The sequence below is a fragment of the Pseudomonas sp. GL_091 genome, assembly GCF_057837725.1.
This window is the reverse complement of record NZ_CM174451.1, coordinates 2,571,683-2,597,244: the sequence shown is the minus strand read 5'-3', so window position 1 is coordinate 2,597,244 and position 25,562 is coordinate 2,571,683. Positions and strand designations below refer to the sequence as shown.

Below are 25,562 nucleotides of genomic sequence, written 5' to 3'. Positions count from 1 at the left end.
AAGGGATCAGCAAACAGGACGGCCCCGTGACGGACCGCCCTGGCGTCAGCAACTACTGCTTGCGCGGGATGAACCCGGGGACACCGGTTTCAACCACCGAGTTGAAGCGTATACGGGTTGTGATGTCTTGTTGAATCTCCATCATGGCCCTGAGCGGCAAGGTCGAGATATCGATGTTTTCCCGGATATGGCTCGGCGTTGCCGAAGTGGTCAGGAACGCCACCCCGCGTTGTACCGCCCAGGCCAGCGCAACCTGGGCCGGGGTTTTCTGCAGGCGCCGGGCGATGCCGGTAAGCACCGGGTCTGCCAGCACATTTGGTTCCATGCCATGCCCCAGTGGCGCAAACGCCAGCACGATGATCCCGTGTTCCTTGCAGAATTCGAGCAACTCCCACTCCGGCAAATAAGGGTGGGCCTCGACCTGCACCACGGCGGGTTTTATCCGGGCGACGGCAACCAACGCCTTCAGCGCCTGCAGCGTGATATCGGACACACCGATGGACCTCGCCCGTCCCTCATCCACCAGCCGCTCAAGCGCCCGCCACGTCTCGATCAGTGTCACGCCGTCGTCGTAGATGACATTGCCCTGCTCGTCCCTCGGGTCCTGGTTGTCACCGGGTTGAAAGGCAAACGGCGTGTGGATCAGGTAGCAGTCGATGTAGTCCACTTGCAGGCGCTGGCAACTGGCTTCGAAGGCGGGCTCGACGCGCTCGGGACGATGGTTGGTGTTCCACAGTTTGGTGGTGATGAACAGCTCCTCGCGGCGGATCTTGCCCGCCTCCAGCACTTCCTTCAGTGCAACACCCACCTGCGCTTCGTTGCGATAACGCTCGGCACAATCGAAATGGCGGAAACCGGCGGCCAGCGCTTCCTTCACCGCTTCAGTCGTGGTGGCGAGATCGCGGAACAACGTACCGAACCCAACCGCCGGCATCTCGACCGCCCCATGATTGAGCAGGAATCCGGTATCGCGCAGTCCGTCGTGAAAGGCTTCATAAGTCATGTCATTACTCCAGGCCGCAGCCGTTATTGATACGAAGGTTTCTGCCCGTCGCCAGACGCCACGCGTTGCTCGAAGGCACCGACGGCATTGCCGCCCAGCGCAATGAACAGCTGCACGGTGTCGAGGTACTGCGCGGTATTCACGCGGATCTGTGCCAGCAGCGCCTGCTCGTAGGCACGCTGCGCTTCCAGGACCTGGAGGATGCTGTTCTCGCCTTGTGCAAAGGCTTGCTGGTTCAACTGCAAACTGGTTTCGGCCGCGCGCAATGCGTCGGTCTGGGCCAAGTGTTCCTCGGCGTCGTGGTTGATCGCTTGCAAGGTGTCGGCGACCTGGCCGAACGACGTGATGACCGTTTGCTGGTAACCGGCGAGCGTCGCCTTGTAACCGTCGACGGCGGCCTGCTGCTGCGCCTTGAGCGTTCCGCCGTCGAAGAGCGGCCCGGCCAGCCCCGCAGCGAAACCCCAGAGTGCCGCGCCGCCATTGCCGGAAGCCGCCTGCGCCAGGGACGCCGACAGCGTGACATGGGGATAGAGGTTGGCCGTCGCCACGCCCACCGCCGCGCTGGCCATGTGCAGTTGCGCTTCGGCTTGCAGCACATCCGGCCGGTCGTGGGCCATCTCCGAAGGCAGGCTCATCGGCATGTTCGACGGCAGGGCAAACTCGCTCAAGTCGAAGTCGGGAGCGAGCCAGTCCGCCGGCCCCTTCCCCGTCAGAATCGACAATGCGTGGCGTGCCGCGTCACGTTGCTGAGCGAGGGGCGGCAACAAGGTGCGGTCCTGGGCGAGACGGGTCTCGGCCAGCGACACATCGATCTGCGTGGTGGAGCCATTGAGGTGGGCCATGTGCACCAGTTCAAGGTTTTTCGCGTCATTGGCCAGCAGCTTTTCCACGGCCTGTATCTGCGCGTTGGCGGAAGCCACCAGCAGCGCCTGGCTGGCGACGTTGCCGGTCAGGGTCAGGTACGCCGCTTCGTAGCGGTGCCTTTGCAGGTCGGTAAACGCCTGCTGTTGTTCAACCAGCCGCTTGTTGCCGCCGAACACATCAAGGTCGAACCCCACTCGCGGTCCTATCGCGTAGAAATTGGCGATGGAGGGTTCCCTGGCGTTGTGCAGCCGTTGACGACCGGCCACGGCAGCGAAATCGACCTGCGGATACAGCGCACCCTGCGCCGCCGCAACAGAAGAAGCGGCTTGCCGGATCGTTGCATCGGCTGCCACCAGATCCAGGTTGCCGTCGATTGCACGACGCACCACGCGGTCGAGTTTCGGCGAGCCAAAGGCGGACCACCAATCGCCATTGACCTTGCTGCCGAGGTCGATACGAGGGTTGCCACCCTGGGCCAGACGCTGCTCGGCCTGTGGGTCATAGTGCTGCGACGCACTCGCCGCCGGTGCTTGATAGTCGGGGTCAACGGTGCAGGCCGTCAGGAATGCAAGCAGCGACAACGCCGCGATCTTCGTTTGCAGCAGATATCTGTTGATGACCAGCGCATAAGCATTCATTTGGCAAACTCCACGAAAACTAATTGGCCGCAACGGGCTTGCGAAGAAACAACACCAGCGGGCTCACCACCAGCATCACCACCATCAGGATCTTGAACTGGTCGATCACGGCGATGAACGCGGCCTGGCCGGTGATCATTTCGTTGAGCCCGTCGAGCACCTGCAACGGCGCCGAGGTCAGCGAATGCGCAGCCGCGCGGTAGGGCGTCAGGTTGCTGGCCAGCGCCGAGTGCATCGCCTGGGTGTTGTTGAAGAAGAACAGCTGCACGATCGCCACGCCCAGCGTGCTGCCGTAGACCCGGGCCAGATTGAACAGGCCGGTGCCTTCGGGGCGCAGCGTGGGGTCGAGCGTGCTGAACGCGACCTTGGTCACCGCCGGCATCAGGATGCCCAGGCCCACGCCCTGGATCGCACCGGCGACGGCCACGGGCCACTCGTCCATCAGCGGCGAATAGCCGAGCATCAGCCAGTTGGCATAGATCACGATGGCGACACCGGCCGCCACAAAGAAGCGACGGTCGAAACGCTCGGGCAGCCGCCCCATCAGCAGAAAAGCGCCAACCAGGCCCATGCCACGGGGAATCGTCAAGGCGCCGGTGGTGTCAGGCGGATAGCCGAGAATCTCGTCCAGCATCGGTGAGGTCAGGGCCATGGTCGACAACAGCACGAAACCGAGGGCGAAAAAGATCACCGTCGACAACACGAAGTTGCAGTCCTTGAACAGGCGCTTGTTGAGGAAATGCACGTTCGAGGTCAGCACATGCACCACGAACAGGTAGATCCCCAGCGCAGACGCCACGGCTTACAGCCAGATCTCGGGCGATGCGAACCAGTCCAGGCGCTCCCCCCGGTCGAGCAGCATTTGCAGGCTGATCATGCCGAGGGTGAAGGTGCCGAAACCGAAGAAATCGAACACCGGCGGTATCTCGGCCTTCTTCTCGGTCAGCAACAGCGCCGCCACCAGGAAGATAAACGCCGACAGTGGCACGCTGAGGTAGAACATCGGCCGCCAGCCAAAATGCTCGGCGATCCAGCCACCGATACTCGGGCCGCTGATGATGCCGAACAGCACGATGGCGGTCCAGCTCGCGCCGAACTTCGCACGCTTGTCCAGCGGCAAGGTTTCCATGGCGATCGCCATCGACAACGGTGCCAGCACGCCACTGGCGATGCCTTGAACGATGCGCGCCCCCACGAACTCCAGCGGCGTCGTCGCCGCCGTGGCGAGCAGCAAGCCAAGGACAAACAACGCCAGCGCCGCCTGATACACCCACTTCAAGCCAAAGCGCCCGGCCAGCCAATTCGCGAGCGGCATGCTGATCGCACTCGCGGCCAGGTACGAGGTGAAAATCCAGCCCGCCTGATCGTCGCTCATCGACAGGCTGCCCTGGATCAATCTGAGCGCCGCGTTCGGCAACGGCAGGTTCGCCGACTGCATGTAGGTCGCCAGCAAGGCGGCGAACCTGAGCGAACGCGCGCCCTCCCCACCGGGGCTTACCATCGATTGGGCGTTCATCAGGAGTTACCTGCGCTCAGCAACGCCTTGAGCGGGTGCCACCAGGGGCTTTGAAACCGGGTGTCGATCCGCACGGTAGCGCTGGTCCCGGAGAACAGCGGCAGTGCCGGGTCCACTTCGTCGAGCTCGAGCCGTACTGGCACCCGTTGCGTGACCTTGACCCAGTTACCGGTGGCGTTCTCCGGTGGCAGCAATGCGAAATCCGACCCGGCCCCCGGGCTCATGCTGGTGACGTGGGCCTTGAACACGCGATCCGGGTAGGTATCGATGCGGATGGTGGCTTCCTGGCCCGGGCGCATGTGGGTCACGTCGGTCTCGCGGAAGTTGGCCTCGATCCAGACCTCGTGACCGGACAACAAGGCAAAGGCCGGTGCGCCGCTATTGAGATGGTTGCCCACCTGCAGGTCGTCGACCTTGGCCACGATGCCATCCTGCGGCGCATACACCGTGGTGTACGAGAGGTACAACTGCGCCTCGTCGAGCTGCGCCCTGGCCTCGCGCACCGTCGGGTGACTGTCGGCATCGATGTTCGGATTGCCGTTCAACGCAACCACGGTGCTGGCGATCTGCTGCTCGATGGACGCGATCCGTTGCTGCGCCACTTTCACGTCGGTGTCGGCGCGCTCGTAGATGGACTTCGACACGAACGCCGAGGCGATCAGGGCCTTCTTGCGGGCAAAATCCTTTTGGTCGAAGTCAGCCGACTCTTTCGCCGATTGCAGTTCCGCCTGTTGCTGGCGATAGCTGGCCTTGAGCCCGTCGATACGCAGCCGCGCCACGCTCAGTTGTGCTTGCGCGCGGTCGACGGCGATCTGGAAGGGTTTCGGGTCGATCCGGAACAGCACCTGGCCCTTGCGGACCTGCTGATTGTCCTCGATGGCGATCTCTGCCACTTGCCCGGAGATCCGCGCATTGATCGATGCCTTCGCCACCCGGGCGTACGCGTTATCGGTCGAGACATACGCCTGCCCCGACACATGGTGGGCATAGCCCAGCGTCGCGAACAGGATGGGAACACCCACCATCAGCCAGGGACGCAACCTCTGTTTGAGTGGTTTGCGGATACGCGAGCCAGCCGGGTTGGGGCCAGGGTGCTCGAAGGTCTGCGAAGCCGGGATATCGAACGATTTGGTCATGATCGAGTTCACCTCTAGCCGGGTAATCGGGCCGGCATCGGCAACAAGCGCCAGCGGCCCGGATGTCAATAAATGCTGTAAACAAGCAAGCCCGTGCGCAGCCTGGAGGATCACTCCCACCGCGTCGGTTTCGTCGCCGCAACACTCAGTTCGCGCTCGGCTACCACAAACCCTGACTCAAGGAATTTCTGATTCCTTAATTTTGTGCGATGGTGTAAGAATATCCCTCGACCCACCCTCCCACAAGGATTTTGTACGATATGGCACAAAATAAATCGACAGAGGGCAAAAGCCGCGGCCGCCCTCGGGCCTACGACCCGCAGACAGCGTTGCAGCAGGCACTCGGTGTGTTCTGGAATACCGGCTATTCCGGCGCGTCCCTGGACAGCATCGCCGCCGCCGCCGGCATGAATCGCCCCAGCCTCTATGCGGCATTCGGCGACAAGCACGCGCTCTACATCAAAGCGCTGGAGCAATATTGGGAGTTTGCCGCGGCGTCAATGCACGAGTCGCTGACGGACCTGGACCTGCCGTTGGCCGAGGCCTTGCAGCTTTTCTACGAGGGGCAGTTATCGATTTACTTCTCGGGCGACGGCCAGCCTCGCGGTTGCTTCGCCATCGGCACGGCAACCACCGAGGCGGTCGAGGACCCGGAAATTCGCGAGGTGCTGTCCGACCGGTTGAGCCGGCTGGATGCCGATCTGGAAATTCGATTGCAAGCGGCGAAAGAGGCCGGCGAGCTGAAAGACAATGCAGACCCGGCCGCCCTTGCCGTGCTCGCCTCGTCTCTGCTGCACAGCATTTCGATACGTGCCCGGGCCGGTAAATCCCGAGCCGAGTTGACGGAACTGGCACGCAATGCGATCAGAGTGATCTGCGGTGAGTGAAAAGCTCGAAGATATCCTCGCCGGGCAATTGGCCGTGATCTTCTGCGGCATCAACCCCGGAATGACGGCCGCCGCCCAGGGGCACCATTTTGCGGGGCGCGGCAATCGTTTCTGGCGCACGCTGCATCTCGCCGGGTTTACCCCCGAGGAAGTGCGGCCGGAAAACGATCGGACAATCTTGAGCTATCGATGCGGATTGACTGCGGTGGTGGAACGGCCGACGGCCAGTGCGGATCAGCTGTCCTTGCACGAGTTCACCGCCGCCGCTGCCGACTTCGAACAGAAAATCGCACGCCATGCGCCGCGTTTCGTGGCGTTTCTGGGCAAGGCGGCGTATGCCGCGCTGTCCGGTCAGCGGGACATTGCCTGGGGCCTGCAAACCAAAACCTTCGGCCATGCCACGGTCTGGGTCCTGCCCAACCCCAGCGGGAGAAATCGTGGGTTCAGCCTCGAGCAACTGGTCACGGCGTACCGTGAACTGCGCTTGGCCGTCGACGAACAGCGGCGAGTGTAATCACGTCGGCGGAATCGTCGCCAGCATACCGATCAGGATGGTCAACAGCAGAAAACCGCCGAGAAAAATCGTCATCTTGGCCATGGGGCCTCCCACACAATGAATTGGCGGTACAGGGGGCGGCGTGTGCTGCCCGAACGTCGTACCGAAGACTTATTGTGGGCTGGCGGCTGTATCCGTTACAGAGGCAGATTGCGCTGAAAAATACGGATCAGATCCACTTTCAGGCTGTACTTTCGGGGGTTTTCCAGGCAAGAGCTTGCGCGCGACGTCCACGAAAGGCGTGACGATCAACCCCTGCAGCGTCAGGTAACGCTCGTGATCCTGCTCACCGGTGCCGAAATGGATGACCTCGGGTGTGGACCGGGTGACATAGAGCGTGCCGAACATCCAGTCCCACAGTGACAGATTGATGCCGAAGTTCTTGTTGAAGTGTCGCGGCGCATCACTGTGATGAATCTGGTGTTGCGCCGGGCTGCTCAGCACCCGCTCCAGCACCGGCCCGAAGGAAAACCAGACATGGCTGTGACGCAGGTTGGCCGCCAGGGCATTGAAGATGAACACGATGTAGGTCACGCCAAACAAGGTATAGCGGCTGATCTCCCCGCCACAGACGTACCAGAAGACACCGGCAAACGCGCCGACGCAGATGATGTCCGTGAGCTTTTCGACCACCTCTTCCAGAAAGTGCACGCGGCTGGCCGTCGCCGGCACCAGCACGGGCGCCGAATGATGGACTTTGTGGAAGGCCCACAGATACCGCGAATGGAAAGCGCGATGGCCCCAGTAATGGCTGAAATCCTTGACCAGAAATACGCCCAGCCCATAGAGCAGGGTCAGCGCCAGGTGCTCCTCCACTTGCGTACGCGCGCCCCACAGCTGGGTGAAGAACCCGATGTAGTCCGCTGAACGCAAGACATACGGATCGACCAGACCGACGATGGGCAGCACCAGGGCAACCTTGAGGATGGCGAGTACGAAGTAGTAGCGGTAGTCGAGCAGCGCCGAGCGGTGCAGGTACACCCGGCGGCCGCCGATGAACTGCCCGAATGAGCGCGCGTCGGTCAAACCCCGGGATTTACGCAGGTGGAACAGGCAATAAGCGACGCCGTAAGACATGCAGAGAAAGGCTAGACCGAGCCTGCCGTTGAAGTCGAAAATGCCCAGGAACTGCCGGGTGACCGGCTCGATCACCCACTGGGATAAATAAAGATGGATTGTGGCAAGAACATCCATACCGAGCTGCCCGACGTAAATGGAAGGGCAATTGTAAATGAGAATGAGTCTTTAGTGTGTTGAATTATGACCGGCTGTCAGCCACCCAGCGCAATGATTGCAAGGATCAGTACGGCCCCCGTGGCGGCCAGGATCGCCCCACCCTGCCATTGCGTGGCGCCAGCGTATCTGGCGAGCAGCCAGCCTGCGATGAACAGCACCACGAGGCCGATCAGGTTGGACAGGCGGATGGCGAGTGCCGTCTGATCGAGCAGCATGAATGGCACCACCAGCGGAAATGTCGAGCACACGACCAACAGGAAAACACCGAGAGCGCCTTTGAAGTCGCTCCAGCCGAGGCCGGCCCTGATCGGCAAGGGGGGCTGCTCGAGCAGCCGACGGCGCAACAACTCCAGGCCCTCGCTGCCGGCCGCCGCAGCGAATTGCAACGGCAACACCTGCGCAACGAGCGCCTGACCGACCGCGGCGTCCGTGCCATTGCGCAGGGCCAGGTACAGCTTGATCCTGCGCGTGCGCTCGACCAGTGCGCGCAACAGGTACATGACAGCATCGGCCAGTCCCCAGGCGAGGTTGCAGCCGAGTGCGGCAATCATCATCGTGCGTTCGGCTGCCTGGTCTGCCGTGGCCACACTGATGGTGCCGGTGAACGTCATGGCCATCAGCAGGCCGAAGATCACCTCGGTAATGCGCTCGACAGGGTCAAGTACAGGCACCCTTTCGAATTGGCCATGGGTTTGCATGAATTCACCTCGCCGGGGTCTGCCTGCACGATATCGGTCAACGCTTGGGCCAGGCACCGGTTGCCCGAGCTGGATATCCGCGTTCCCGTCAAGTGTAGATTGAACGGCTACACTCATGCGCACACGCCACCTGTTTCAAGAGGAGTGATTCATGCTTGATTACTTCGCGCTGGGCATACTGATATTTGTCGGGCTCGTCTTGTTTTACGGGATCATCCTGCTCCACGACATCCCCTATGAAATTGCCGTCCACCGCAACCATCCTCACCAGGATGCGATCCACGCCACCGGCTGGGTCAGCCTGTTCACCCTGCACGCGCTGTGGCCGTTCCTGTGGATCTGGGCGATGGCCTATCGAGAGGACCGGGGCTGGGGTTTCAGTGACGGACATTCACCCAAAAGTCATGTGGTTCACCTCGAACAACAGGTCGCCGAACTGCAAGGCCGGATCGAGCGCCTGGAGGCGGCTGTGGGCACGGCACCGGGCAGGCTGCCAACGGACAATCTCGGCGAGGGCCTCTGAGCCATGGATCTTTTACTCATTCTGACGTATGCCGCACTCTGCGTTGCCATCTTCAAGATCTTCCGCATCCCCCTGAACAAATGGACGGTGCCCACGGCGGTGCTGGGCGGGGTCGTGATTATCGGCACGCTGATTTTCACCATGAACTACAACCACCCCTACTCCGAGGTGGCGCGTTCCTATTTCGTATCGGTTCCGGTGATACCCGTGGTCAGTGGCCAGGTGATCGACGTGCCAGTGAAGACCAACCAGCCCCTGGAAAAAGGCGATGTGCTGTTTCGCATCGATCCCACGCCTTTCGAATACCGGCTGAAATCCCTCAAGGCACAACTGATTGCCGCCCAGGCCGATCGCGCCCGGATCACCGAGCTGATCAAGCGTAATTTCGGCACCCAACGGGAACTGGACATTGTGGTCGCTCGCAGTGATGACCTGAAGGCGCAAATGGACAACGTGCAGTACGAACTCGACAACACCACGGTCCGCGCGCCGAGCAAAGGCTTCGTCACCCACGTTTCGTTGCGTCCGGGCATGATGGCGACCAAGTTGCCGCTGCGCCCCTCGATGGTCTTCATTCCCGCCGAAGGGCATTACTTCGCGGCGTGGATGCGGCAGAACAGCCTGTTGCGCCTGACCGAGGGCGACGAGGCCGAAGTCGCATTTGACGGCATCCCCGGGAAGGTGTTCGAAGGCAAGGTCAAGACCGTGGTTTCGGTCATCGCCGAAGGCCAGGTCCAACCGTCGGGCACGCTGATCGGCTTCACCGGTTCACCTCCGGCCGGCCGGGTTCCGGTGATCATTGAAATCACCGATCCCGACTATGCCCAGTACGCCGACCAGATGCCCGGCGGCGCCTACGGCCAGGCAGCGTTGTACAGCCAGCATTTCCATCACATCGCGATGATGCGCAAAATCCTCCTGCGCATGGCCGCCTGGATGAACTACATCTTTCCGTTCCACTAACCGGGCAGCATCGGCAACTGGCTCAATCCTTGAATTGGGTCAGTTGCCGGTTCAGCGAACCGGCCGGATCGCGATAGAACACGTCGTCGGCGTACGGATACCACCAGTCCTGAATCTTCGGCTGGTGGTCGATGATGACCATTTTCGAACGGCGGAACGCTTCCAGCCCCTGACGCCCGAGCTCACGCCCAAGACCCGACATCTTCCAGCCGCCGAACGGCAGCGCATCGTTGTCGATCAGCGGATTGTTGACCCAGACCATCCCCGCCTCCAGACGCTCGGCGGCTTCCATGGCTTCGGCCAGATCAGTGGAAAACAGCGAGGCACCGAGGCCGAACGGCGAATCGTTGGCCAAGCGCACCGCCTCATCGAAATCGCTGACCCGGCAGATCGCCGCCACCGGGCCGAAGCACTCTTCCTGCAGAATCGCCATGTCGCCGGTCACGCCGATGAGGATGGTCGGCTCATAGAACCAGCCGACGCTGTGCCCAGGTGGAATCCGCCCGCCACACACCACTGTCGCGCCCTTGGCCACGGCGTCATCGACCAGGCGCATGACTTTATTGCGCGCCGCCTCGCTGACCATCGGCCCGATCTCCGAACGTTCCAGGCCATGGCCAATGCGCAAGGCACGGGTGCGCTCGGCGAACCTGGCGACAAATTCGTCATGGATTTCATCGACGACGTAGAAGCGTTCCGCCGAGGTGCAGATCTGCCCGCTCAAGTGGAACGCGGCTGTCACCGCCCCCGCCGCTGCCACTTCCAGCGGTGCATGCCTGGAGATGATCAGCGGATCGCTGCCACCGGCCTCGATCACGCACGGTTTCATTCGTTCGGCGCAGGCCACGGCCACCGCCTTGCCTGCCGCCACACTGCCGGTGAACGCCACCGCGTGGGTCTGCGCCGACTGCACCAGCAACTGTGCAGTCGCTGCATCACCCGGCACACAGGACACCAGCCCCGGCAATAGCGCGGTGAAATGCTCCATGAACTTGAGGGTGCACAGGGTCGTGGCTTCCGCCGGTTTGATGATGCAGGCATTGCCCGCCGCCAGGGACGCGGCAACGGTCCAGCACATCAACAGGATCGGAAAGTTGAACGGCATGATGTGCACGCTGACGCCGTACGGCTCGTAACGCACATGCTGGAACGAACCGATCTGCGTGGTGCCGGCGACCTTGCCGGCATCGTCCCGGGCCATTTCCGCGTAGTAGCGAAAGATCGGCGCGCAGTTCGCCAATTCGCCCATGGCTTCGGGAAACGGCTTGCCCATCTCCAGGGTCATCAGGCGTGCGACTTCACGGTTGCAGGCCACGTTCTGTTCGATGGCATTGGCCAGTTGATGCAGGCGCGCGGCACGGCTTTTGGCATCCACTACGCGCCATTGTTTTTGCGCGGTGGTGGCGGCTTCGATGGCGGCTTGCACGTCGGCTTCGCCACACACGCCGACTTGCCCGACCGGTTGCAGGGTCGCCGGGTCGAGCACTTCGCGCACACGGCCATCGGTCAGCGGCAGGAATTCAGAATTGATGAAGCGCAATGCGGTGTCAGGGTTGAACGTGGCCATGGGATGATCCTTGAACCAATCGATAAGGGGTTTCACGCAACGTCGCCAGGGTCTCGGCGGGCAGTTCTTCACGCCAGCCCGGCACGTGCCGGTCGAGCCATTGCCGCAGCGGCGCAAAGGCCTCGGCATCCAGGGCGCGGATGAACAAACCCAGGGTGCGCGGCAGGTGCGCCAGGTAACCGTGCTTGCCGTCACGGCCGGCCAGGCGTACGAAAATCCCCAGCACCTTGGCGTGACGCTGGGCGGCCAGGCACCGGTAATCTTCGAGAAAACCCGGCGCATCCAGCTCCGGGCGCTGCAACAGGTAATGACTGATCAGTGCCGCCCGCAGCGCTTCGGGCACATCGCGCCGGGCGTCTTCGAGCAGCGACATCAGGTCATAGGCCGCCGCCCCGACCAGGGCGTCCTGGAAATCCAGCAAGCCGCAGGCGGCCACGCCTTCACGGCCTTGCAGCAGCATCAGGTTGTCGACGTGAAAGTCGCGCAGCACCAGGGTTTCGCGGCGTTTTGCGACGTTGCGGCAGGCGTCGGCGAACAGCGCCAGATACGACTCGCGCAGATTTTGCGCCGCGCCCTTGCCGATCAGCAGCGGCGCGTACCAGTCGATAAACAGCGCGTACTCGTCCGCCAGTCGCTGCCCGTCGTAAGGCGCCAGTTCCGTGGCTGGCGCTGCGCGATGCAACGCCACCAGCGTATCGACCGCCAGGTGATACAACGCCGACTCCGAATGCCCGGCCAGCAGCAGCCGGGTGTAGGTGTCGTGACCAAAATCCTCGATCAACGCCAGCCCCGCCGCCTCGTCCACCGCCAGCAAGGCCGGCGCGGACAGGCCCAGCCCCTGCAACTGCCGGGCGATCCGCACGAACGGGCCGATGGGCTCGCTGTGTGGCGGCGAATCCATCAGCAACAGGCCGGCGCCGTCCAGGCGAAAATAACGCCGGGTCGAAGCATCCGCCGGCAAGGCGACCAGCAAGGCTCCGGCGTAACCGGCGCGGGCCAGAAAGGCGGCGCGCTGGGCTTCACGGGTTGGCAATGACGCCAGTGCATCTGTCATGGCAGTCACCGGATCATGTAGACCTTTTTGATAGTCTCGTGGACGGTGCACACACCCTTCCAGTCCTTGCCGAAGAAGGCGGCGGTGTCCGGCTTGATCTCGATCACTTCGCCAGACTCGTGGACGTAAGTGCAGCGGCCTTCGAGAAAGTGGCAGAACTCGTCGCTGGTCACATGGCAGAACCACTTGCCCGGGGTGCAGATCCAGATACCGCATTCGGACTGGCCTTCGGGGCCTTTGTGCAGCACCACGCCGGAGACACGGGATTCGCCTTCAAGCATGGTCGGGATCACGCCCCAATCCTTAACGTCGGTGATGCTCAGCGGGTCGTACAGAAACGGGGTCGTCATGTGTTGCTCTCCAATAAATCAGGTTTTTGTAGGAGCGAGCTTGCTCGCGATGGACGTCAACGATTACGCGCCATGCCAGATGCCAAGCGGCGCCCTTGGGTTTTTCGCGAGCGAGCTCGCTCCTACAGGGGGTATTCAGGCTCAAGCCAGCATGTACACGTTGCGCAGGGTCTCCCGGACGTCGCACTCACCGGTCCAGCCGGCCGGGAACAGCACCAGGGTGTTGGGGCGCACTTCGATCACTTCGCCGTTGTCGTTACGGTAAGTGGCGTGCCCGGCGATGAAATGGCAAAGCTCATCCCGGGGAATCGACAGCCGCCAGCGGCCGGGAGTACACACCCACAATCCGCTTTCCGGGCTGTTGTTCGGGCCCTTGAACAGCAAGCGGCCGCTGGAATGCGAGACGCCTTCGACGGCGTCACTCTGCACGCCCCAGTCCACCAGGTCGGTGCGGCTGCTGACGGCTTCGAGGTACGGCGTGATACCCGCCGTAGTGGATGAATCAGGCATCGTTGAGCACCTTGTCGAGAATCGCGGCCGCGTCTTGCGGCCCTTTGCGCGATTGCATCTGCGCGCTGGTGCGCTGCAGGCGTTGGCGCATCGCCTCGTCGTTGAGGCACGCGTGGAGTTTTTCCGCGAGCTGTTCTTCGCTCCATTCATAACGGTCGAGCTTGAAGCCGTGACCGCTTTCTTCGGCGCGCATGGCGTTGTCGTGGCCGTCCCAGACGTAGGACATGACGATCGCCGGTTTGCCGAAGAACAGGCATTCGGTGAAGCTGTTGTTGCCGCCGTGGTGGATCACCGCATCGACCTGGGCGATCACCGAGGGCTGCGGGAACCAGTTGGAAATCTGCACGTTGTCCGGCAGGTCCGGGTATTCGTCGAGGTGTTCGCCGACGTTGAACAGCGCCCGGTAAGGCAGCTTGCCCACCGCCTCGATCAGGCGCTTGAGCAGCTCTACATCGCCGGACCCGAGGCTGCCGAAACTGGCGTACAGCAGCGGCTTGTCGTTGTGGGCACGGAACTGCGGAATCTCGTAGGGCGTGTCGTGGCGCACGCAACCCTGCAGGTAATGGAAGCGCTCGGCCGGCAATGGATGGCGGCGGTCGAACTTCACCGCATCAGGGTACAACAGCAGGTTCATGAACGGCGAGGCTTCAAAGAAGGTGCCCAGCGGATAGGGTTCCTCTCCGTGGGCCTTCAGGAACTGGTTGAAGTCGTCGTGGATCGGCCCGACCACTTCCTCGAAACGCTGGCGAAACTGCGCGTGGCCGGCCTTGTCGTCGATGCTCATGCCCGACAGGTGCGGCGGGATATCCGGGTCTTCGATCTCGTTTTCCGAGCAGGAAATGATCCGCACCCACGGCTTGCCGTATTGCTTGATTGCCGGGAACAGGATCACGTTGTCGACGCAGATCAGGTCGGGCTTGACCTTGTCCAGCACCGCCGGCAGGTCCTTTTGCGCCCACTTGGCGGTTTCGACGATGGCCGCCCAGCATTCCTTGACGTAGTTGTCGATCTGCTCCAGCGGCGACTTGCGGAAATTCGGAATGTGGCCGTTGATGAAATCCACCCAGTAGCGAGCCATCTCTTCGGCCGGCATCGGCGCCGACATGTTGACCATGTGCTCTTCAAAACCATAACCGGCGTAGACACCGCTCATGCCCGGGTCGGTGAGGAACACCGCTTTATGCCCCAGGGCTTCACAGGCCTGGGCGATTCCGACTGAGTTCAGCGCCGGGCCGTAGGCGGCTTCGGGGAAGAATGCGATCACTTTGTGTTTCATCGAGTGCTGCTCCTGCCTGGTCTTTTTATTGTTCAGCGCGTCAATACGCGGGCATGCCGGGCCTGCCAGCCCAGCCGGATGGTCGTGTCGATTGCAAAATGGGCGAATTCGAACTGTGAGGACGGCACGCGCACGATCAGCGGCTTGTCGCTGAGGGGTGTCTGCACGTGCAGGTTGGTGTCGAGACCGTGGTAGGCGACTTCGACGATCTTGCCGCTGACCTGATTGGCGCAATCGCCGCCCTGCTCCGTCAGCACTTGCAGGCGTTCGGGACGAACCACCACGGCGACGGATTGGCCGGTCACCAGCGGTGCGTCGGTTTCGACGCTCAGCTCCTGGCCGTTGACCCGCACCGAGTGCTGGCCCGAGCGCACGCCTTCGAGCAGGTTGCTGACGCCGATGAAGTTGGCGACAAAACGGCTGTTGGGGTTTTCGTAGAGTTCGGTCGGGCTGCCGCACTGGCACACCTTGCCGCCATCGAGCACCGCCATGCGGTCGGACATCACCAGGGCTTCTTCCTGGTCGTGGGTGACGATGATGAAGGTGATGCCGCTCTCGTGTTGCAGGCGCTTGAGTTCCAACTGCATCTTTTCCCGGAGCTTCTTGTCGAGAGCGCCCAAGGGTTCGTCGAGCAACAACACCCGCGGACGTTTGACCAGTGCCCGGGCCAATGCCACCCGCTGACGCTGGCCACCGGAAAGCTGATCGGGCTTGCGCTCGGCCAGTTCGCCGAGCTGCGCGGTGCTCAACACTTCATCGACCCGGCGGCGGATTTCGCTTTCCGGCAGGCGCTCCATTTCCAGGCCGTAGGCGATGTTCTTGCGCACGGTCATGTTGGGAAACAGCGCGTAGGACTGGAACATCAGGTTCAGCGGACGCTTGTTCGCCGGCAGCGGCGATATGTCATTGCCATCCAGGTAGATGCAGCCACCACTGGGGGTCTCGAAACCGGCGAGCATGCGCAGCAACGTGGTCTTGCCGCAGCCCGACGGCCCGAGCAGCGCGAAGAACTCGTTCTCGCGGATGCTCAGCGACACCTCGTTGACCGCCAGGCCGTTGCCATAAGACTTGCTGACCTTATCCAGGATCAGTACCGCAGATGAATTATTCATGGGTGCGAGGAGCCTTGTTGAGACGCTGCGAAGCCAGCAGCGCGGTGATGCTGACCAGCATCACCAGCGTCGCCAGAGCGTTGATTTCCGGGGTGACGCCGAAGCGGATCATGGCGTAGATCTGCATGGGCAACGTGGTCGAGGCCTGGCCGGAGCCGGAGTTGAAAAAGGCGATGATGAATTCGTCCACCGACAGGGTGAACGAGAGCAAACCACCGGCCAGCACACCGGGAAAAATCACCGGCAGCAGTACCCGGCGCAAGGTAGTGAACCAACTGGCGCCGAGGTCGATCGAGGCTTCGAGGATCGAATAGTCGAAGTGCTTGAGCCGCGTGCGCACCACCGCGCAGACGAAGGCGATGTTGAACACCGCGTGGCTGATGATGATCGAGTGCAGCCCCAGGCCGACCTTGAGCAGGTTGAAGAAGCTGAGCAGCGCAATCGCCAGCACGATGTCGGGAATGATCATCGGCGCCATCAGCAAGGTGTCGACCACCTGGCCTTTGTGGTTGTCCTTGCGGCGCAACTCGATGCCCAGCGCCAGGAACGTGCCGAGCACGCAGGCAATGAAGGTCGCCGACAAGGCAACGATCAAAGTGTTGAGCGCGGCCGACAGAATCGCCGTGTTGTGCGCCAGTGCCGCGTACCACTTCAGCGATACGCCGCCCCAGGCGGTGGGCAATCCGGACTTGTTGAACGACAGCAGGATCAACACCAGTATTGGTATATAAAGGAAGGCGTACACCAGCCCCAGGTGCGAACCCAGCACGGTGGCGCTGACAGAACGAGACTGACTCATGAGCGCGCCCCTTCTGCTCGACGGGCCACCAGGGCCTGGATGAACAACAGGATCAACATGATCGCGATCAGGAAGAAGCTCAGCGCCGCACCGAACGGCCAGTCCCGCGCCGTGAGGAATTGCGAATAGATCAGGTTGCCAACCATCTGCACCTGCTTGCCGCCCAGCAGGTCGGCAGTGATGAAGTTGCCGATGCTCAGCACGAAGACAAACACCGCGCCCGCCGCGATACCCGGCACGCTCAGCGGCAGGATGATCCGGCGAAAGGTCATCCAGCCCGAGGCGCCGAGGTCTTTCGAGGCGTCCCACAGTTCGTTGTTGATCCGCGACAGCGACGAGAAAATCGCCAGGATCACAAAGGGGATGTAGTTGTAGACCAGCCCCAACACCACGGACGACTCGGTGTACAACAGGCTGATGGGTTCACCGCTGTAGCCGAGCATTTGCAGCAAACGGTTGATCAGGCCTTCGCGGTTGAGCAGGACGATCCAGGCGTAGGTGCGGATCAGGTAGTTGCTCCAGAACGGCAGCATCACCAGAAACAGGTACACCGCCTGACGCCGCCGTGGCGCGCGGGCAATCGCATAGGCCGCCGGGTAGCCGATCAACACCGCGAACACCGTGGCCAACCCGGCAATCTTCGCCGACTTGAGCAGGATGCCCAGGTACAGCGGATCGAACGCGCGCTGGTAGTTTTCCCAGGTGAACAACCAGTCGATGCCGCCATAGGCACCCCGTTCGACGAAGCTGTAGACCAGCACCAGCAGGCACGGAATCACCAGGAACATCAGCAGCCAGCCGAAGCCGGGCGCAAGAAGCCAGGCCGACAGACGCCTGTCAGCATGCAAAGCACTCATTACCCATATCCTCCCGCCTCAGGACAAAGGCGGCTTGCGAGCGTGGCGAGGCATGCCGGGCATGCCTCGGGTCGACGTGGTGTTAGTTCTGCGCCGCCATGATTTCGGTCACGGCGCGGGTGTAGGCCTTTTGCGTGGTGCCGCCCAGGTCGCGCAATTGCTCCATTTTCAGCAGCTCGGCGGGGGCGATGGTCAGGTTGGGGTATTGCTTGAGCAGGTCGGCGGACAATCCGGCCATTGCCGCCTGGTTGGGGACTTTGTAGAGGATGTTTTCGGCGACCCAGGCGTGGTTGTCCTTGGCCAGCATGAAGTTGATGAACTTGAAGGCTTCGTCCTGGTGCTTCGAGCTCTTGAGCACCACCATGGTGTCCACCCACAGGTCGGAACCTTCCTTGGGCACCACGAACTTGATCGCCGCGTTGGCCTGGGTGCCGTAGTTGCACCAGCCGTCCCAGGCGTGGGCCATCAGCGATTCGCCAGAAGCGAGCTTGGAGTAGAAGGTGGTGTCGTCGAAGGAGAGAATGCGTTTTTTGGTGGCGATCAGTTGATCGCGAACCGCAGCGATTTGTGCGGGGTCACTGTCGTTGACCGACCAGCCCTTGGCGAGGAAACCGGCGCCGAGCATCCAGCGGTCGGTGGCGAGCATCGTCACCTTGCCCTTGAGGGCATCGCTCGGATTGAGCAACTCGTTCCAACTCTGTGGCGCCGGCGTCACCTTGTCGGAGCGATAGCAGATGCCGGTGGTGCCCCAGGTGTAAGGCACGGAGAACCGGTTGCCCTGGTCATATTCCAGGTGCGTGGCTTCGGGGTAGAGGTTTTTCAGGTTGGGGACCTTGACCGGATCGATGTCCGCCAGCAGCCCCTGTTTGTGCAGGACTTCGGCGAAGGGCGAGGAGACGAACACCACGTCGTACCCTTCACCACCGGACGCCATCAGCTTGCCCATGATTTCTTCGTTGGTGGCGTGCAGCGCCTTGTCGACGTCCACACCGCTGGCCGCCTTGAACTTCTCCAGCGCATCCGGGGCCATGTAGCCATCCCAGATGGAAATCACCATGTCTTTCGCACTTGCAGCCTGTGAAGCGATCGCCAGGGAAACGGCCAATCCCACGCACAGAAGATCATTCAGCTTGCTCATAAATACTCACCCGACGATTGTTTATTGTTGTGTTCGAAGGCAGTACGGCAAAACGAGAAACGATTGCTGGTGTTTTTTTTTAGAAATTAGGACCAGTATCAAAAGATGTCAACGCTTTTTTCCGGCCTGACGATTGGCCAGCGCATGACATAAGATGAGCACCTGAGCCCGACAGCGGATCACCACGAGAAAAGACGCTTGAGCACGACAGCCGAAAAAAAACCGCGCACCAATCACCTGGAACTGGCCCGCCGCATCCTCGATCACACCCAGGAAGGCGGCCTGGTGGCCGGCGACCCGGTGGCCGAACAGGCCCTGGCCCGCACGTTCCAGGTCTCGCGCACGCTGATTCGCGGCGCGCTGAAAGTGCTGCTGGAAGAAAACCTGCTGAGTCACGAAGCCGGCAAGGGCTACCGATTGCTGGCCTCGCCATCGGGCCAGGCCTTCAACGCCGCCCTGCCGCAAGCCGAGGAAGAAGAACTGGCCGCCTCGGTACTGCGCGACCGCATGGCCGGGCGCCTGGGCGACAGCATCAGCATCAGCGAACTGATGCGCCGCTACGAAATCGGCCGGCCGGCGGCACAAAAGGCCCTGCAGCAATTGAGCGAAAACCAGGCCATCGAGCGCGGCCCCGGCCAGTCCTGGCTGTTTCGTCCGTCGCTGAACAGCTTGGCCGCTCTGGAAGAAAGCCTGAAATTCCGCCTGATTCTCGAACCCGAAGCCTTGCTCAGCCCGAGCTTCAACGCCGACCCGCAACGCCTGGCGCTGTTGCGCAGCGCCACGCAAAGCCTGCTCGCCCGCCCCGTGGAAGACTTCGACATCCAACAGTTTCGCGAACTGGACATCAGCTTCCACGAACTGCTGGCCCAGAGCTGCGGCAACCGCTTCATCAGCGACGCCCTGCTCCAGCATCAGGGCCTGCGGCGCCTGCCGAACCTGCTGCCCTCGGTGAGCGTGCACCGCCTGCAGGAAGCCCTGCGCGAACACCTGCAAATCATCGCGCAGATCGAACGCGGGCAGATGGAGATCGCCGCCGACCTGCTGCGCCTGCACCTGCGCCTGAGCGCCGCGCAACGCCCGCAAACCGCCAACCGTGGCATCCCGCAAAGTCATCTGTTCGGGCGGCGCTAACCGGCTCGCAAAAACATGATGATTTTTTTTTGAAAATAAGACAGCATCAAAAACACCTTCAGGAGCGGCGGGGCTGACCCGCCATGGACAGTCCCTCGCCATGCAAAAACAAAAACTGATCGCCCTGTTTCCGGAAGCCAGTTTCGGCGCGGCCTTGAACTGCATTGGTATCGCTCAGTCGCTGCGAGAGCTGGGCGCCAGGCCGGTGTTCATCTGCCATGAGCATTTCCAGGGGTTGTTCGCCGAATACGGGTTCGACGAGTACCCGATTCCGCAAGCGAGCCCATTGTCGGCGGCGGAACACCAGCACTACTGGGAGCGCTTCATCGAGCGCAGCATTCCGTACTTCGACCAGACCCCGCTGGCACAGATCGACAGCTATGTGGCGCCGGCCTGGGAAGCCATCATCGACACCGCGATCGAAGCGGAAAAACCCTTGCAGCAGTTGCTCGGCCGCCTCAAGCCCGACGTGATCGTGCTCGACAACGTGGTGATGTTCCCGGCCATCGCCAACGCCGGTTGCCCCTGGGTGCGGATGGTGTCCTGCGCCGAAACCGAACTGCCGGATGCGGCCGTTCCACCCTACCTGTCCGGATGCCTGGCCAGCGACACCCAGGCCTGCGAGCGTTACACCAAGCAGTACCTGAAGGCTGTCGCACCGGCCCATGAACGCTTTTCGCAATTTCTCCTCGGCAACGCCACCGCGCCGTGCCCAGCGGGACAGTTCCTCACCGACTCGCCATGGCTGAACCTGCTGCTGTCACCGACGCCAGTGCGCTATGAGCGCCAGCAACCGCTGGACCCACAACGCTACGTGTACCTCGACGGTTGCGTGCGACGGGAAGCGCCGTACATCGTCCCGGACTTTCCACGGCACAACGACGCGCCGCTGATCTACCTCAGCTTCGGCAGCCTCGGCGCCGCCGACACCGGGATGATGAAGCGCCTGATCAACACTATCGAAACCTTACCGTACCGCTTCCTGGTCAACGTCGGCGCCTACCGCGACATGTACACCACCGTGCCGGACAACGTGTACCTCGACAGCTGGTTTGCCCAGCCGGCGGTGCTCAAGGAATGCCAGTTGTTCATCCACCACGGCGGCAACAACAGCTTCTGCGAAGCGCTGTACTTTGGCCTGCCATCGCTGATCATTCCCTATTGCTGGGACGGCCACGACAACGCCGCCCGCGCCGAGGAAGTCGGCGTCGGCCGCTACCTGCCGCGCTTTGCCGATCCACTGGCCGCCCTGCCCGCCGCTCTCGAACAGCTGCTGGCCGACCAACCGATGAAACAACGCCTCAAATCGTTCAGCGAGCGCATGCAGGCGACCCGCGGCACCGACATTGCCGCGCGCGCGATCCTGGCGCTTCCAGACCTCTAGCCATAACAACAAAAAATCGTCGGGCAACCGAACGCAATCGTCGCTGCCCGACACACCGCCGGAGTTTCAGCATGAATGCCCCACCGCGTCTCGATTCGCTCGACAACGTCCTGCCCCATCCCTTTTGGCAAGACACCGTCACCCCACCGCCCGCCGCACCTTCCGTCACCGGCACGGTGCAGTGCGACCTGGCGGTGGTTGGCGGTGGCTTTACCGGATTGTGGACGGCGTTACTGGCGCGCCAGCGCAACCCGGGGCTGAGCATCGCGATCATCGAGGCGCGACGCTGCGGCGGTGAGGCCAGTGGGCGCAACGGCGGGTTTTGTGCTCCAAGCATTTCCCATGGAGTGTCCAACGCCCTCAAGCGTTGGCCGGATGAAGCAGAGCAACTGATCCGCCTGGGCCGGCAGAACCTCGATGAGTTGGCCGCCGACCTGCAACGCTTTGGCATGCACGTCGAGTTCGAACGCCAGGGCAAACTCAACGTCGCCAGCCAGCCTTGGCAGGTCGACGGGCTGCGCTCGATGCAACGCAACTATGCGCGGTTCGGTATCGACTGCGAGTGGCTGGAAGGCCGCGATCTGGAACAGAAACTTGATTCACCGGCGTATGTGGCCGGCCTGTTCGAGCCCAATTACGCCCTGCTCAACCCGGCGAAAATGGCCGCTGAACTGCGCCGTGTTTGCCTTGAGCAAGGCATTCAACTGTTCGAAAACAGCCCGGTCCTGCAACTGGATGCGAACAAAGACAACTTGCGCCTGCGTACAGAAAACGGCGAAGTGACCGCTGGAAAAGTCGCCCTCGCCACCAACATCGCCCCGCCGCTGCTCGGCCATCTGGCATCGAGCGTGATCCCGGTCTACGACTACAGCCTGGTCAGCGAACCCTTGAGCGATGCGCAGCTGCAAGCCATCGGCTGGACCGGCCGCTACGGCATCGCCGACGCCGGCAACCAGTTCCACTACCTGCGCAAGACCGCCGACAACCGCATTCTCTGGGCCGGCTTTGATGCCATCTACCATTTTGGCGGGCGCCGCGACGAAGCCCTGACCCAGCGCCCGCAAAGCTTCCAGCGTCTGGCCGAGCAGTTTCACCAGACTTTCCCGGTCTTGGGCGACGTGTGTTTCAGCCACGCCTGGGGCGGCATCATCGACACCTCGGCGCGCACCACGATGTTCACCGGTTGCGAACACCAGGGCCGCGTCGCCTACGCCTTGGGTTTCACCGGCCAGGGCGTATCTGCCAGCCGTTTCGCGGCATTGAACATGCTCGACCTGCTGGCCGGCGAGCGCACCGAACGCACCGAATTGCTGATGACCTCCAAGGCGCCATTCCGCTTTCCGCCCGAACCCTTGCGTTACGTCGGCGTGAAACTGGCCCAGCGCTCACTGGCGCGGGAAGACCGCGACGGTCACCGCAACCTGCTGCTCAAGACCTTCGATGCCTTTGGCATCGGTTTCGATTCCTGACCCGGAGACCACCATGTCCACAGCCCTGCCCCGGCACGTCATCGACTTCGCCAGCGAGCTTGCCCCCCGTGAAACTGAAATCAACGACCCGGCCGTGGTCGACGCGCCTTATCGCAGCAAGAGTTGGCGGCACTTTGTGCAGCCCGGGAAAAACGCCGTGGCCGGCATCTGGGAGGCGGGACCGCACCGGGAACGTTGCCAGTGCGATTACGACGAGCTGTGTCACATCCTCGAAGGCAGCGTACGTCTGACCGATGCCGAGGGCGTCGCGCGCACGTTCGGCCCCGGTGACTCCTTCGTGGTCGCCAGCGGATTCAATGGCACCTGGGAAAACCTCACGACGGTGCGCAAGGTCTACTTCATCCTCGGCTAAACGGCCCCGACCGCGACGTCCGGCTGCTGACGCACCTGATTACGCCCGTTGCGCTTGGCCTGGTACAGCGCGTCGTCGGCGCGGGTCAACAGGCTTTCCGGTGTGTCGCCGGGTTGTACCTGGGCCACGCCGAACGAGGCAGTGATGGTGTCCAGCACCGTGTCGGTGCCCCGGGCCTTGACCCGCAGCGCCTGGATTTTCAGGCGCAAGCGCTCGGCAAAAGCGCCCGCGGCGGCCAGGTCCGGGCAGTTCTTGAGCACCACGCAAAACTCCTCACCGCCATAACGCGCCGCGAACGCTTCTCCGGGGAGCGAATCGCGCAACACCCGGGCGACATGCTGCAGCACGCGGTCGCCCAAGGGATGGCCGTACTGGTCGTTGAATTGTTTGAAGTGGTCGATATCCAGCATCACCAGCGCCACGCCCGTCGCCACGTTGCTCATGGCCTGCTCAAGCTGGCGGTTGAAGGTGGTGCGGTTGAGCAATTCGGTCAGGCCATCGAGGGTCGCCGCCAGTTGGGCGCGCTCCAGTTTGTCCCGCAGGCTTTTGATTTCATGCTGCGCCGACTGCAACTGGGCGAGGAAATGCTCCTGCTGCCCCTGCATCAGGCGGGTGCTCTGTTGCAGCTGGACCAGGATGCTCGGCAAGCGCTCGCTGGCGGGCTCTTCGAGCATTTGCAGGTATTGGCCGAGGCTGGCCTGGAAATTCTGATTGCCTTTCACGCTGCGCGAAACATCGCGCTCCATGTCATCAACCAGATTGATCGCGTCCTGCTGCCCGGAGCGGGCGTCCGCCAGCTCATCGCGGATGATGTACTCGCGAAACAGTTTGGTGGCCGAATCCGGCGGGAAATAGTCGAAGTCGTTGACCAGCCGGTCCAGGTGCCGATTGAGCTCCGGCTCCTGGCCCTTGCTGTAGGTGTACCAGAGCGCGTAGTGCACCGGGTTGGGCGCAATGTTGTGACGAACCATCAGCGGCACTGCTTGCTTGAGCAATGCCGCGGCCTCGCGGGAGTCTTCCGGATACTGCGCTAGAACAGTCGCACGCGTGTCTGATTGGCTCATGGTTTCACTGTGGTTGTTATTATTTGGCGATTGGCAAACTCGCTGAGCATAGCCATACGCCCGACAAACGACCATCCCGAATTACACAATCATTTCAACCCGGTACGCCCGTTCCACAGGCCCGATCAACTGTTGGTCGGCATCAGACCGGCCATGTTCTGGCGCCAGCGGTACGCGGTATCACGATTGGCCAGCCAGTAGTACAGCGGTGTGGTGACGATCAGGCCGATTAACTGACTACCATCACCACTGCGCGAAGGCAGCAAAGCTTGAACCCGAGGTTTTACACGAGGCTTTTTTGTAGGAGCGAGCCTGCTCGCGATGGCGGTGCATCAGTCAACGAAGATGTTGGATCTGATGGCCTTATCGCGAGCAGGCTCGCTCCTACAGGGGTTCTTTGGTGCCTGTATCAGCGCGCAGCCCAGGCATTGAAGCGCTGTTCAAGCTCCTCGCCATGGTCGACCCAGAACTCCGCGTCCACGGCTCGCGCGCCGGCCAGGTTGGCCTCGGCGGTCGGCAGTTGCTCCTGCACGTCCTTGGGCAGCAATGGCAGGGTCTGGCGATGCACGGGCCCGTAAGGGATGGTTTCCGAGAAGACTTTTTGCGTCTGCGGCTGGCTGGCGAACGCGATGAAATTTTCCGCCAGCGCCTTGTTCGGCGTGCCTTTGACCACCGCCCAGTATTCCGGGTCGTACAGGCTTTGCGGCCAGACGATGCTCAGCTTCATGCCTTCCTTTTGCGCCGAGGCAATCCGGCCGTTGTAGGCGGCGCTCATCACCACGTCCCCGGCCACCAGCCATTGCGCCGGCTGCGCGCCCGCCTCCCACCACTGGATGTTCGGCTTGATCTGGTCGAGCTTGGCAAAGGCCCGCGTCACGCCTTGCGGGGTGTTCAAGACCTTGTACACGTCGTCCGCCTTGACGCCGTCGGCCAGCAATGCGATTTCCAGGGTGTACTTGGCGCTCTTGCGCAGGCCGCGCTTGCCCGGGAAGTCGGCGACATTCCAGAAGTCGGCCCAGGACTGCGGCGCCTTGGCCTGCTTGCTCTGGTCGTAGGCCATGACCATCGACCAGACGTAAGTGGCCACCCCGCACTCGGTCAGTGCACCCGGCACGAAGTTCGCCGAATCACCGAAGCGTCCCTGATCGAGCTTCTCGAACAGGCCCTCCTCGCAGCCGCGCAACAGCTCGGGGCTTTCGACTTCCACCACGTCCCAACTGGTGTGGCCGGCGGAGACCATGGCCTTGATCTTCGACAGTTCGCCGTTGTACTCGCCGGCGATGATGTTGCCCGCGTCACTGGCGTTGAAGGGCTGGAAATAGGCCTTATCCTGGGCCTGTTTGGTAGCACCACCGAAGGAAATCACGGTGAGGTCCTGGGGGGCCGCCCACACACTGGCACTGAGCAACGCCAGGGCAAACGGAACACTGCAACGCAAGGATCTGGACATGGATCGCT

Annotated in this window: 25 protein-coding genes and 1 pseudogene; 8 read left to right on the top strand and 18 right to left on the bottom strand. The window is 62.1% G+C overall.

The annotated features are described in order from the left end of the window. Nucleotides 1–52: 52 nt before the first annotated feature. From AC3ITY_RS11910 to AC3ITY_RS11895, 4 genes and pseudogenes are all read right to left on the bottom strand, one after another. Nucleotides 53–1,003, bottom strand: coding sequence for an aldo/keto reductase (locus AC3ITY_RS11910; RefSeq protein ID WP_489309279.1), 951 nt, complete (start codon nucleotides 1,001–1,003; stop codon nucleotides 53–55). A gap of 23 nt (nucleotides 1,004–1,026) precedes the next feature. Continuing rightward, nucleotides 1,027–2,505 carry an efflux transporter outer membrane subunit gene (locus AC3ITY_RS11905; RefSeq protein ID WP_489309277.1) on the bottom strand — a complete coding sequence of 493 codons (1,479 nt, stop codon included), beginning with the start codon at nucleotides 2,503–2,505 and terminating at the stop codon, nucleotides 1,027–1,029. A gap of 19 nt (nucleotides 2,506–2,524) precedes the next feature. After that, nucleotides 2,525–4,021 (bottom strand): annotated as a pseudogene (locus AC3ITY_RS11900) (DHA2 family efflux MFS transporter permease subunit). Next, the gene (locus tag AC3ITY_RS11895) at nucleotides 4,021–5,157 is read right to left on the bottom strand and encodes an HlyD family secretion protein (RefSeq protein ID WP_489309275.1); all 1,137 of its coding nucleotides are present in this window, start codon (nucleotides 5,155–5,157) and stop codon (nucleotides 4,021–4,023) included. The pseudogene AC3ITY_RS11900 and the gene AC3ITY_RS11895 overlap by 1 nt, the downstream one beginning before the upstream one ends. A 260-nt stretch (nucleotides 5,158–5,417) precedes the next feature. On the opposite strand from AC3ITY_RS11895, the gene AC3ITY_RS11890 reads away from it, so the two are divergent. Both AC3ITY_RS11890 and mug read left to right on the top strand, forming a co-directional pair. Further along, on the top strand, nucleotides 5,418–6,044 hold the full coding sequence (locus AC3ITY_RS11890) for a TetR/AcrR family transcriptional regulator (protein ID WP_489309273.1): 627 nt from the start codon (nucleotides 5,418–5,420) through the stop codon (nucleotides 6,042–6,044). Beyond that, the gene (gene mug / locus AC3ITY_RS11885; protein WP_489309271.1) at nucleotides 6,037–6,558 is read left to right on the top strand and encodes a G/U mismatch-specific DNA glycosylase; all 522 of its coding nucleotides are present in this window, start codon (nucleotides 6,037–6,039) and stop codon (nucleotides 6,556–6,558) included. Before AC3ITY_RS11890 ends, mug begins: the two co-directional genes overlap by 8 nt. Nucleotides 6,559–6,711: 153 nt before the next feature. On the opposite strand, the gene AC3ITY_RS11880 is transcribed toward mug, so the two are convergent. Next, a complete protein-coding gene (locus AC3ITY_RS11880) occupies nucleotides 6,712–7,794 on the bottom strand; it encodes a sterol desaturase family protein (protein WP_489309269.1) in 1,083 nt (360 codons plus the stop codon). A gap of 77 nt (nucleotides 7,795–7,871) precedes the next feature. Then, nucleotides 7,872–8,534 (bottom strand): hypothetical protein, encoded by a 663-nt coding sequence (locus tag AC3ITY_RS11875; RefSeq protein WP_489309267.1) that lies wholly within the window; start codon nucleotides 8,532–8,534, stop codon nucleotides 7,872–7,874. 151 nt (nucleotides 8,535–8,685) lie between these two features. On the opposite strand from AC3ITY_RS11875, the gene AC3ITY_RS11870 reads away from it, so the two are divergent. After that, nucleotides 8,686–9,057, top strand: a complete 372-nt coding sequence (locus tag AC3ITY_RS11870) for a DUF3302 domain-containing protein (protein ID WP_489309265.1) — start codon at nucleotides 8,686–8,688, stop codon at nucleotides 9,055–9,057. A 3-nt stretch (nucleotides 9,058–9,060) separates the two neighbouring features. Beyond that, the gene (locus AC3ITY_RS11865) at nucleotides 9,061–10,020 is read left to right on the top strand and encodes an HlyD family secretion protein (RefSeq protein ID WP_489309263.1); all 960 of its coding nucleotides are present in this window, start codon (nucleotides 9,061–9,063) and stop codon (nucleotides 10,018–10,020) included. A gap of 22 nt (nucleotides 10,021–10,042) precedes the next feature. On the opposite strand, the gene AC3ITY_RS11860 is transcribed toward AC3ITY_RS11865, so the two are convergent. The 9 genes from AC3ITY_RS11860 to AC3ITY_RS11820 all read right to left on the bottom strand — a co-directional run bounded on the left by AC3ITY_RS11860 (nucleotide 10,043) and on the right by AC3ITY_RS11820 (nucleotide 18,683). Then, nucleotides 10,043–11,587: an aldehyde dehydrogenase family protein gene (locus tag AC3ITY_RS11860; protein WP_489309261.1), complete on the bottom strand. Its 1,545-nt coding sequence runs from the start codon at nucleotides 11,585–11,587 to the stop codon at nucleotides 10,043–10,045. Continuing rightward, nucleotides 11,568–12,641: an aminoglycoside phosphotransferase family protein gene (locus AC3ITY_RS11855; protein WP_489309259.1), complete on the bottom strand. Its 1,074-nt coding sequence runs from the start codon at nucleotides 12,639–12,641 to the stop codon at nucleotides 11,568–11,570. Before AC3ITY_RS11855 ends, AC3ITY_RS11860 begins: the two co-directional genes overlap by 20 nt. A 5-nt stretch (nucleotides 12,642–12,646) precedes the next feature. Continuing rightward, nucleotides 12,647–12,991 carry a cupin domain-containing protein gene (locus AC3ITY_RS11850; RefSeq protein ID WP_007976122.1) on the bottom strand — a complete coding sequence of 115 codons (345 nt, stop codon included), beginning with the start codon at nucleotides 12,989–12,991 and terminating at the stop codon, nucleotides 12,647–12,649. 141 nt (nucleotides 12,992–13,132) lie between these two features. Beyond that, nucleotides 13,133–13,501: a cupin domain-containing protein gene (locus AC3ITY_RS11845; protein WP_007999022.1), complete on the bottom strand. Its 369-nt coding sequence runs from the start codon at nucleotides 13,499–13,501 to the stop codon at nucleotides 13,133–13,135. Beyond that, nucleotides 13,494–14,777 carry a nucleotide disphospho-sugar-binding domain-containing protein gene (locus AC3ITY_RS11840; RefSeq protein ID WP_489309256.1) on the bottom strand — a complete coding sequence of 428 codons (1,284 nt, stop codon included), beginning with the start codon at nucleotides 14,775–14,777 and terminating at the stop codon, nucleotides 13,494–13,496. The genes AC3ITY_RS11845 and AC3ITY_RS11840 overlap by 8 nt, the downstream gene beginning before the upstream one ends. 32 nt (nucleotides 14,778–14,809) lie before the next feature. After that, the gene (locus AC3ITY_RS11835; protein WP_223455675.1) at nucleotides 14,810–15,889 is read right to left on the bottom strand and encodes an ABC transporter ATP-binding protein; all 1,080 of its coding nucleotides are present in this window, start codon (nucleotides 15,887–15,889) and stop codon (nucleotides 14,810–14,812) included. Then, nucleotides 15,882–16,688 (bottom strand): ABC transporter permease, encoded by an 807-nt coding sequence (locus AC3ITY_RS11830; RefSeq protein WP_223455674.1) that lies wholly within the window; start codon nucleotides 16,686–16,688, stop codon nucleotides 15,882–15,884. The genes AC3ITY_RS11835 and AC3ITY_RS11830 overlap by 8 nt, the downstream gene beginning before the upstream one ends. Beyond that, nucleotides 16,685–17,545, bottom strand: coding sequence for an ABC transporter permease (locus AC3ITY_RS11825; RefSeq protein ID WP_056727353.1), 861 nt, complete (start codon nucleotides 17,543–17,545; stop codon nucleotides 16,685–16,687). Before AC3ITY_RS11825 ends, AC3ITY_RS11830 begins: the two co-directional genes overlap by 4 nt. An 82-nt stretch (nucleotides 17,546–17,627) precedes the next feature. Continuing rightward, the gene (locus AC3ITY_RS11820) at nucleotides 17,628–18,683 is read right to left on the bottom strand and encodes a polyamine ABC transporter substrate-binding protein (RefSeq protein ID WP_489309253.1); all 1,056 of its coding nucleotides are present in this window, start codon (nucleotides 18,681–18,683) and stop codon (nucleotides 17,628–17,630) included. A gap of 198 nt (nucleotides 18,684–18,881) precedes the next feature. On the opposite strand from AC3ITY_RS11820, the gene AC3ITY_RS11815 reads away from it, so the two are divergent. The 4 genes from AC3ITY_RS11815 (at nucleotide 18,882) to AC3ITY_RS11800 (ending at nucleotide 23,040) form a co-directional block, all read left to right on the top strand. Then, entirely contained in the window at nucleotides 18,882–19,814 is a 933-nt protein-coding gene (locus AC3ITY_RS11815; RefSeq protein WP_489309251.1) for a GntR family transcriptional regulator, read from the top strand. A 100-nt stretch (nucleotides 19,815–19,914) separates the two neighbouring features. Beyond that, nucleotides 19,915–21,198, top strand: coding sequence for a nucleotide disphospho-sugar-binding domain-containing protein (locus tag AC3ITY_RS11810; protein ID WP_489309249.1), 1,284 nt, complete (start codon nucleotides 19,915–19,917; stop codon nucleotides 21,196–21,198). Nucleotides 21,199–21,269: 71 nt separating this feature from the next. After that, the gene (locus tag AC3ITY_RS11805) at nucleotides 21,270–22,667 is read left to right on the top strand and encodes an NAD(P)/FAD-dependent oxidoreductase (protein WP_489309247.1); all 1,398 of its coding nucleotides are present in this window, start codon (nucleotides 21,270–21,272) and stop codon (nucleotides 22,665–22,667) included. A gap of 13 nt (nucleotides 22,668–22,680) precedes the next feature. Beyond that, nucleotides 22,681–23,040 (top strand): cupin domain-containing protein, encoded by a 360-nt coding sequence (locus tag AC3ITY_RS11800; protein WP_223455669.1) that lies wholly within the window; start codon nucleotides 22,681–22,683, stop codon nucleotides 23,038–23,040. Here AC3ITY_RS11800 and AC3ITY_RS11795 read toward each other — a convergent pair. The 3 genes from AC3ITY_RS11795 to AC3ITY_RS11785 form a co-directional block, all read right to left on the bottom strand. After that, on the bottom strand, nucleotides 23,037–24,104 hold the full coding sequence (locus AC3ITY_RS11795; RefSeq protein ID WP_489309244.1) for a GGDEF domain-containing protein: 1,068 nt from the start codon (nucleotides 24,102–24,104) through the stop codon (nucleotides 23,037–23,039). The genes AC3ITY_RS11800 and AC3ITY_RS11795 overlap by 4 nt on opposite strands. Before the next feature lie 125 nt (nucleotides 24,105–24,229). Next, nucleotides 24,230–24,370 carry a hypothetical protein gene (locus tag AC3ITY_RS11790; RefSeq protein WP_223543625.1) on the bottom strand — a complete coding sequence of 47 codons (141 nt, stop codon included), beginning with the start codon at nucleotides 24,368–24,370 and terminating at the stop codon, nucleotides 24,230–24,232. Nucleotides 24,371–24,513: 143 nt separating this feature from the next. Next, nucleotides 24,514–25,554 carry an ABC transporter substrate-binding protein gene (locus tag AC3ITY_RS11785; protein WP_489309242.1) on the bottom strand — a complete coding sequence of 347 codons (1,041 nt, stop codon included), beginning with the start codon at nucleotides 25,552–25,554 and terminating at the stop codon, nucleotides 24,514–24,516. Between the last annotated feature and the right edge of the window lie 8 nt (nucleotides 25,555–25,562).

Coding starts and splice junctions, on each gene's coding strand:
- AC3ITY_RS11800 (WP_223455669.1), top strand. CDS start 22,681: ATGTCCACAGCCCTGCCCCGGCACGTCATCGACTTCGCCAGCGAGCTT.
- AC3ITY_RS11825 (WP_056727353.1), bottom strand. CDS start 17,545: ATGAGTGCTTTGCATGCTGACAGGCGTCTGTCGGCCTGGCTTCTTGCG.
- AC3ITY_RS11840 (WP_489309256.1), bottom strand. CDS start 14,777: ATGAAACACAAAGTGATCGCATTCTTCCCCGAAGCCGCCTACGGCCCG.
- AC3ITY_RS11895 (WP_489309275.1), bottom strand. CDS start 5,157: ATGACCAAATCGTTCGATATCCCGGCTTCGCAGACCTTCGAGCACCCT.
- AC3ITY_RS11880 (WP_489309269.1), bottom strand. CDS start 7,794: ATGGATGTTCTTGCCACAATCCATCTTTATTTATCCCAGTGGGTGATC.
- AC3ITY_RS11810 (WP_489309249.1), top strand. CDS start 19,915: ATGCAAAAACAAAAACTGATCGCCCTGTTTCCGGAAGCCAGTTTCGGC.
- AC3ITY_RS11820 (WP_489309253.1), bottom strand. CDS start 18,683: ATGAGCAAGCTGAATGATCTTCTGTGCGTGGGATTGGCCGTTTCCCTG.
- AC3ITY_RS11870 (WP_489309265.1), top strand. CDS start 8,686: ATGCTTGATTACTTCGCGCTGGGCATACTGATATTTGTCGGGCTCGTC.
- AC3ITY_RS11865 (WP_489309263.1), top strand. CDS start 9,061: ATGGATCTTTTACTCATTCTGACGTATGCCGCACTCTGCGTTGCCATC.
- AC3ITY_RS11845 (WP_007999022.1), bottom strand. CDS start 13,501: ATGCCTGATTCATCCACTACGGCGGGTATCACGCCGTACCTCGAAGCC.
- AC3ITY_RS11830 (WP_223455674.1), bottom strand. CDS start 16,688: ATGAGTCAGTCTCGTTCTGTCAGCGCCACCGTGCTGGGTTCGCACCTG.
- AC3ITY_RS11875 (WP_489309267.1), bottom strand. CDS start 8,534: ATGCAAACCCATGGCCAATTCGAAAGGGTGCCTGTACTTGACCCTGTC.
- AC3ITY_RS11890 (WP_489309273.1), top strand. CDS start 5,418: ATGGCACAAAATAAATCGACAGAGGGCAAAAGCCGCGGCCGCCCTCGG.
- AC3ITY_RS11860 (WP_489309261.1), bottom strand. CDS start 11,587: ATGGCCACGTTCAACCCTGACACCGCATTGCGCTTCATCAATTCTGAA.
- AC3ITY_RS11835 (WP_223455675.1), bottom strand. CDS start 15,889: ATGAATAATTCATCTGCGGTACTGATCCTGGATAAGGTCAGCAAGTCT.
- AC3ITY_RS11850 (WP_007976122.1), bottom strand. CDS start 12,991: ATGACGACCCCGTTTCTGTACGACCCGCTGAGCATCACCGACGTTAAG.
- AC3ITY_RS11805 (WP_489309247.1), top strand. CDS start 21,270: ATGAATGCCCCACCGCGTCTCGATTCGCTCGACAACGTCCTGCCCCAT.
- AC3ITY_RS11795 (WP_489309244.1), bottom strand. CDS start 24,104: ATGAGCCAATCAGACACGCGTGCGACTGTTCTAGCGCAGTATCCGGAA.
- AC3ITY_RS11910 (WP_489309279.1), bottom strand. CDS start 1,003: ATGACTTATGAAGCCTTTCACGACGGACTGCGCGATACCGGATTCCTG.
- AC3ITY_RS11785 (WP_489309242.1), bottom strand. CDS start 25,554: ATGTCCAGATCCTTGCGTTGCAGTGTTCCGTTTGCCCTGGCGTTGCTC.
- AC3ITY_RS11905 (WP_489309277.1), bottom strand. CDS start 2,505: ATGAATGCTTATGCGCTGGTCATCAACAGATATCTGCTGCAAACGAAG.
- AC3ITY_RS11855 (WP_489309259.1), bottom strand. CDS start 12,641: ATGACAGATGCACTGGCGTCATTGCCAACCCGTGAAGCCCAGCGCGCC.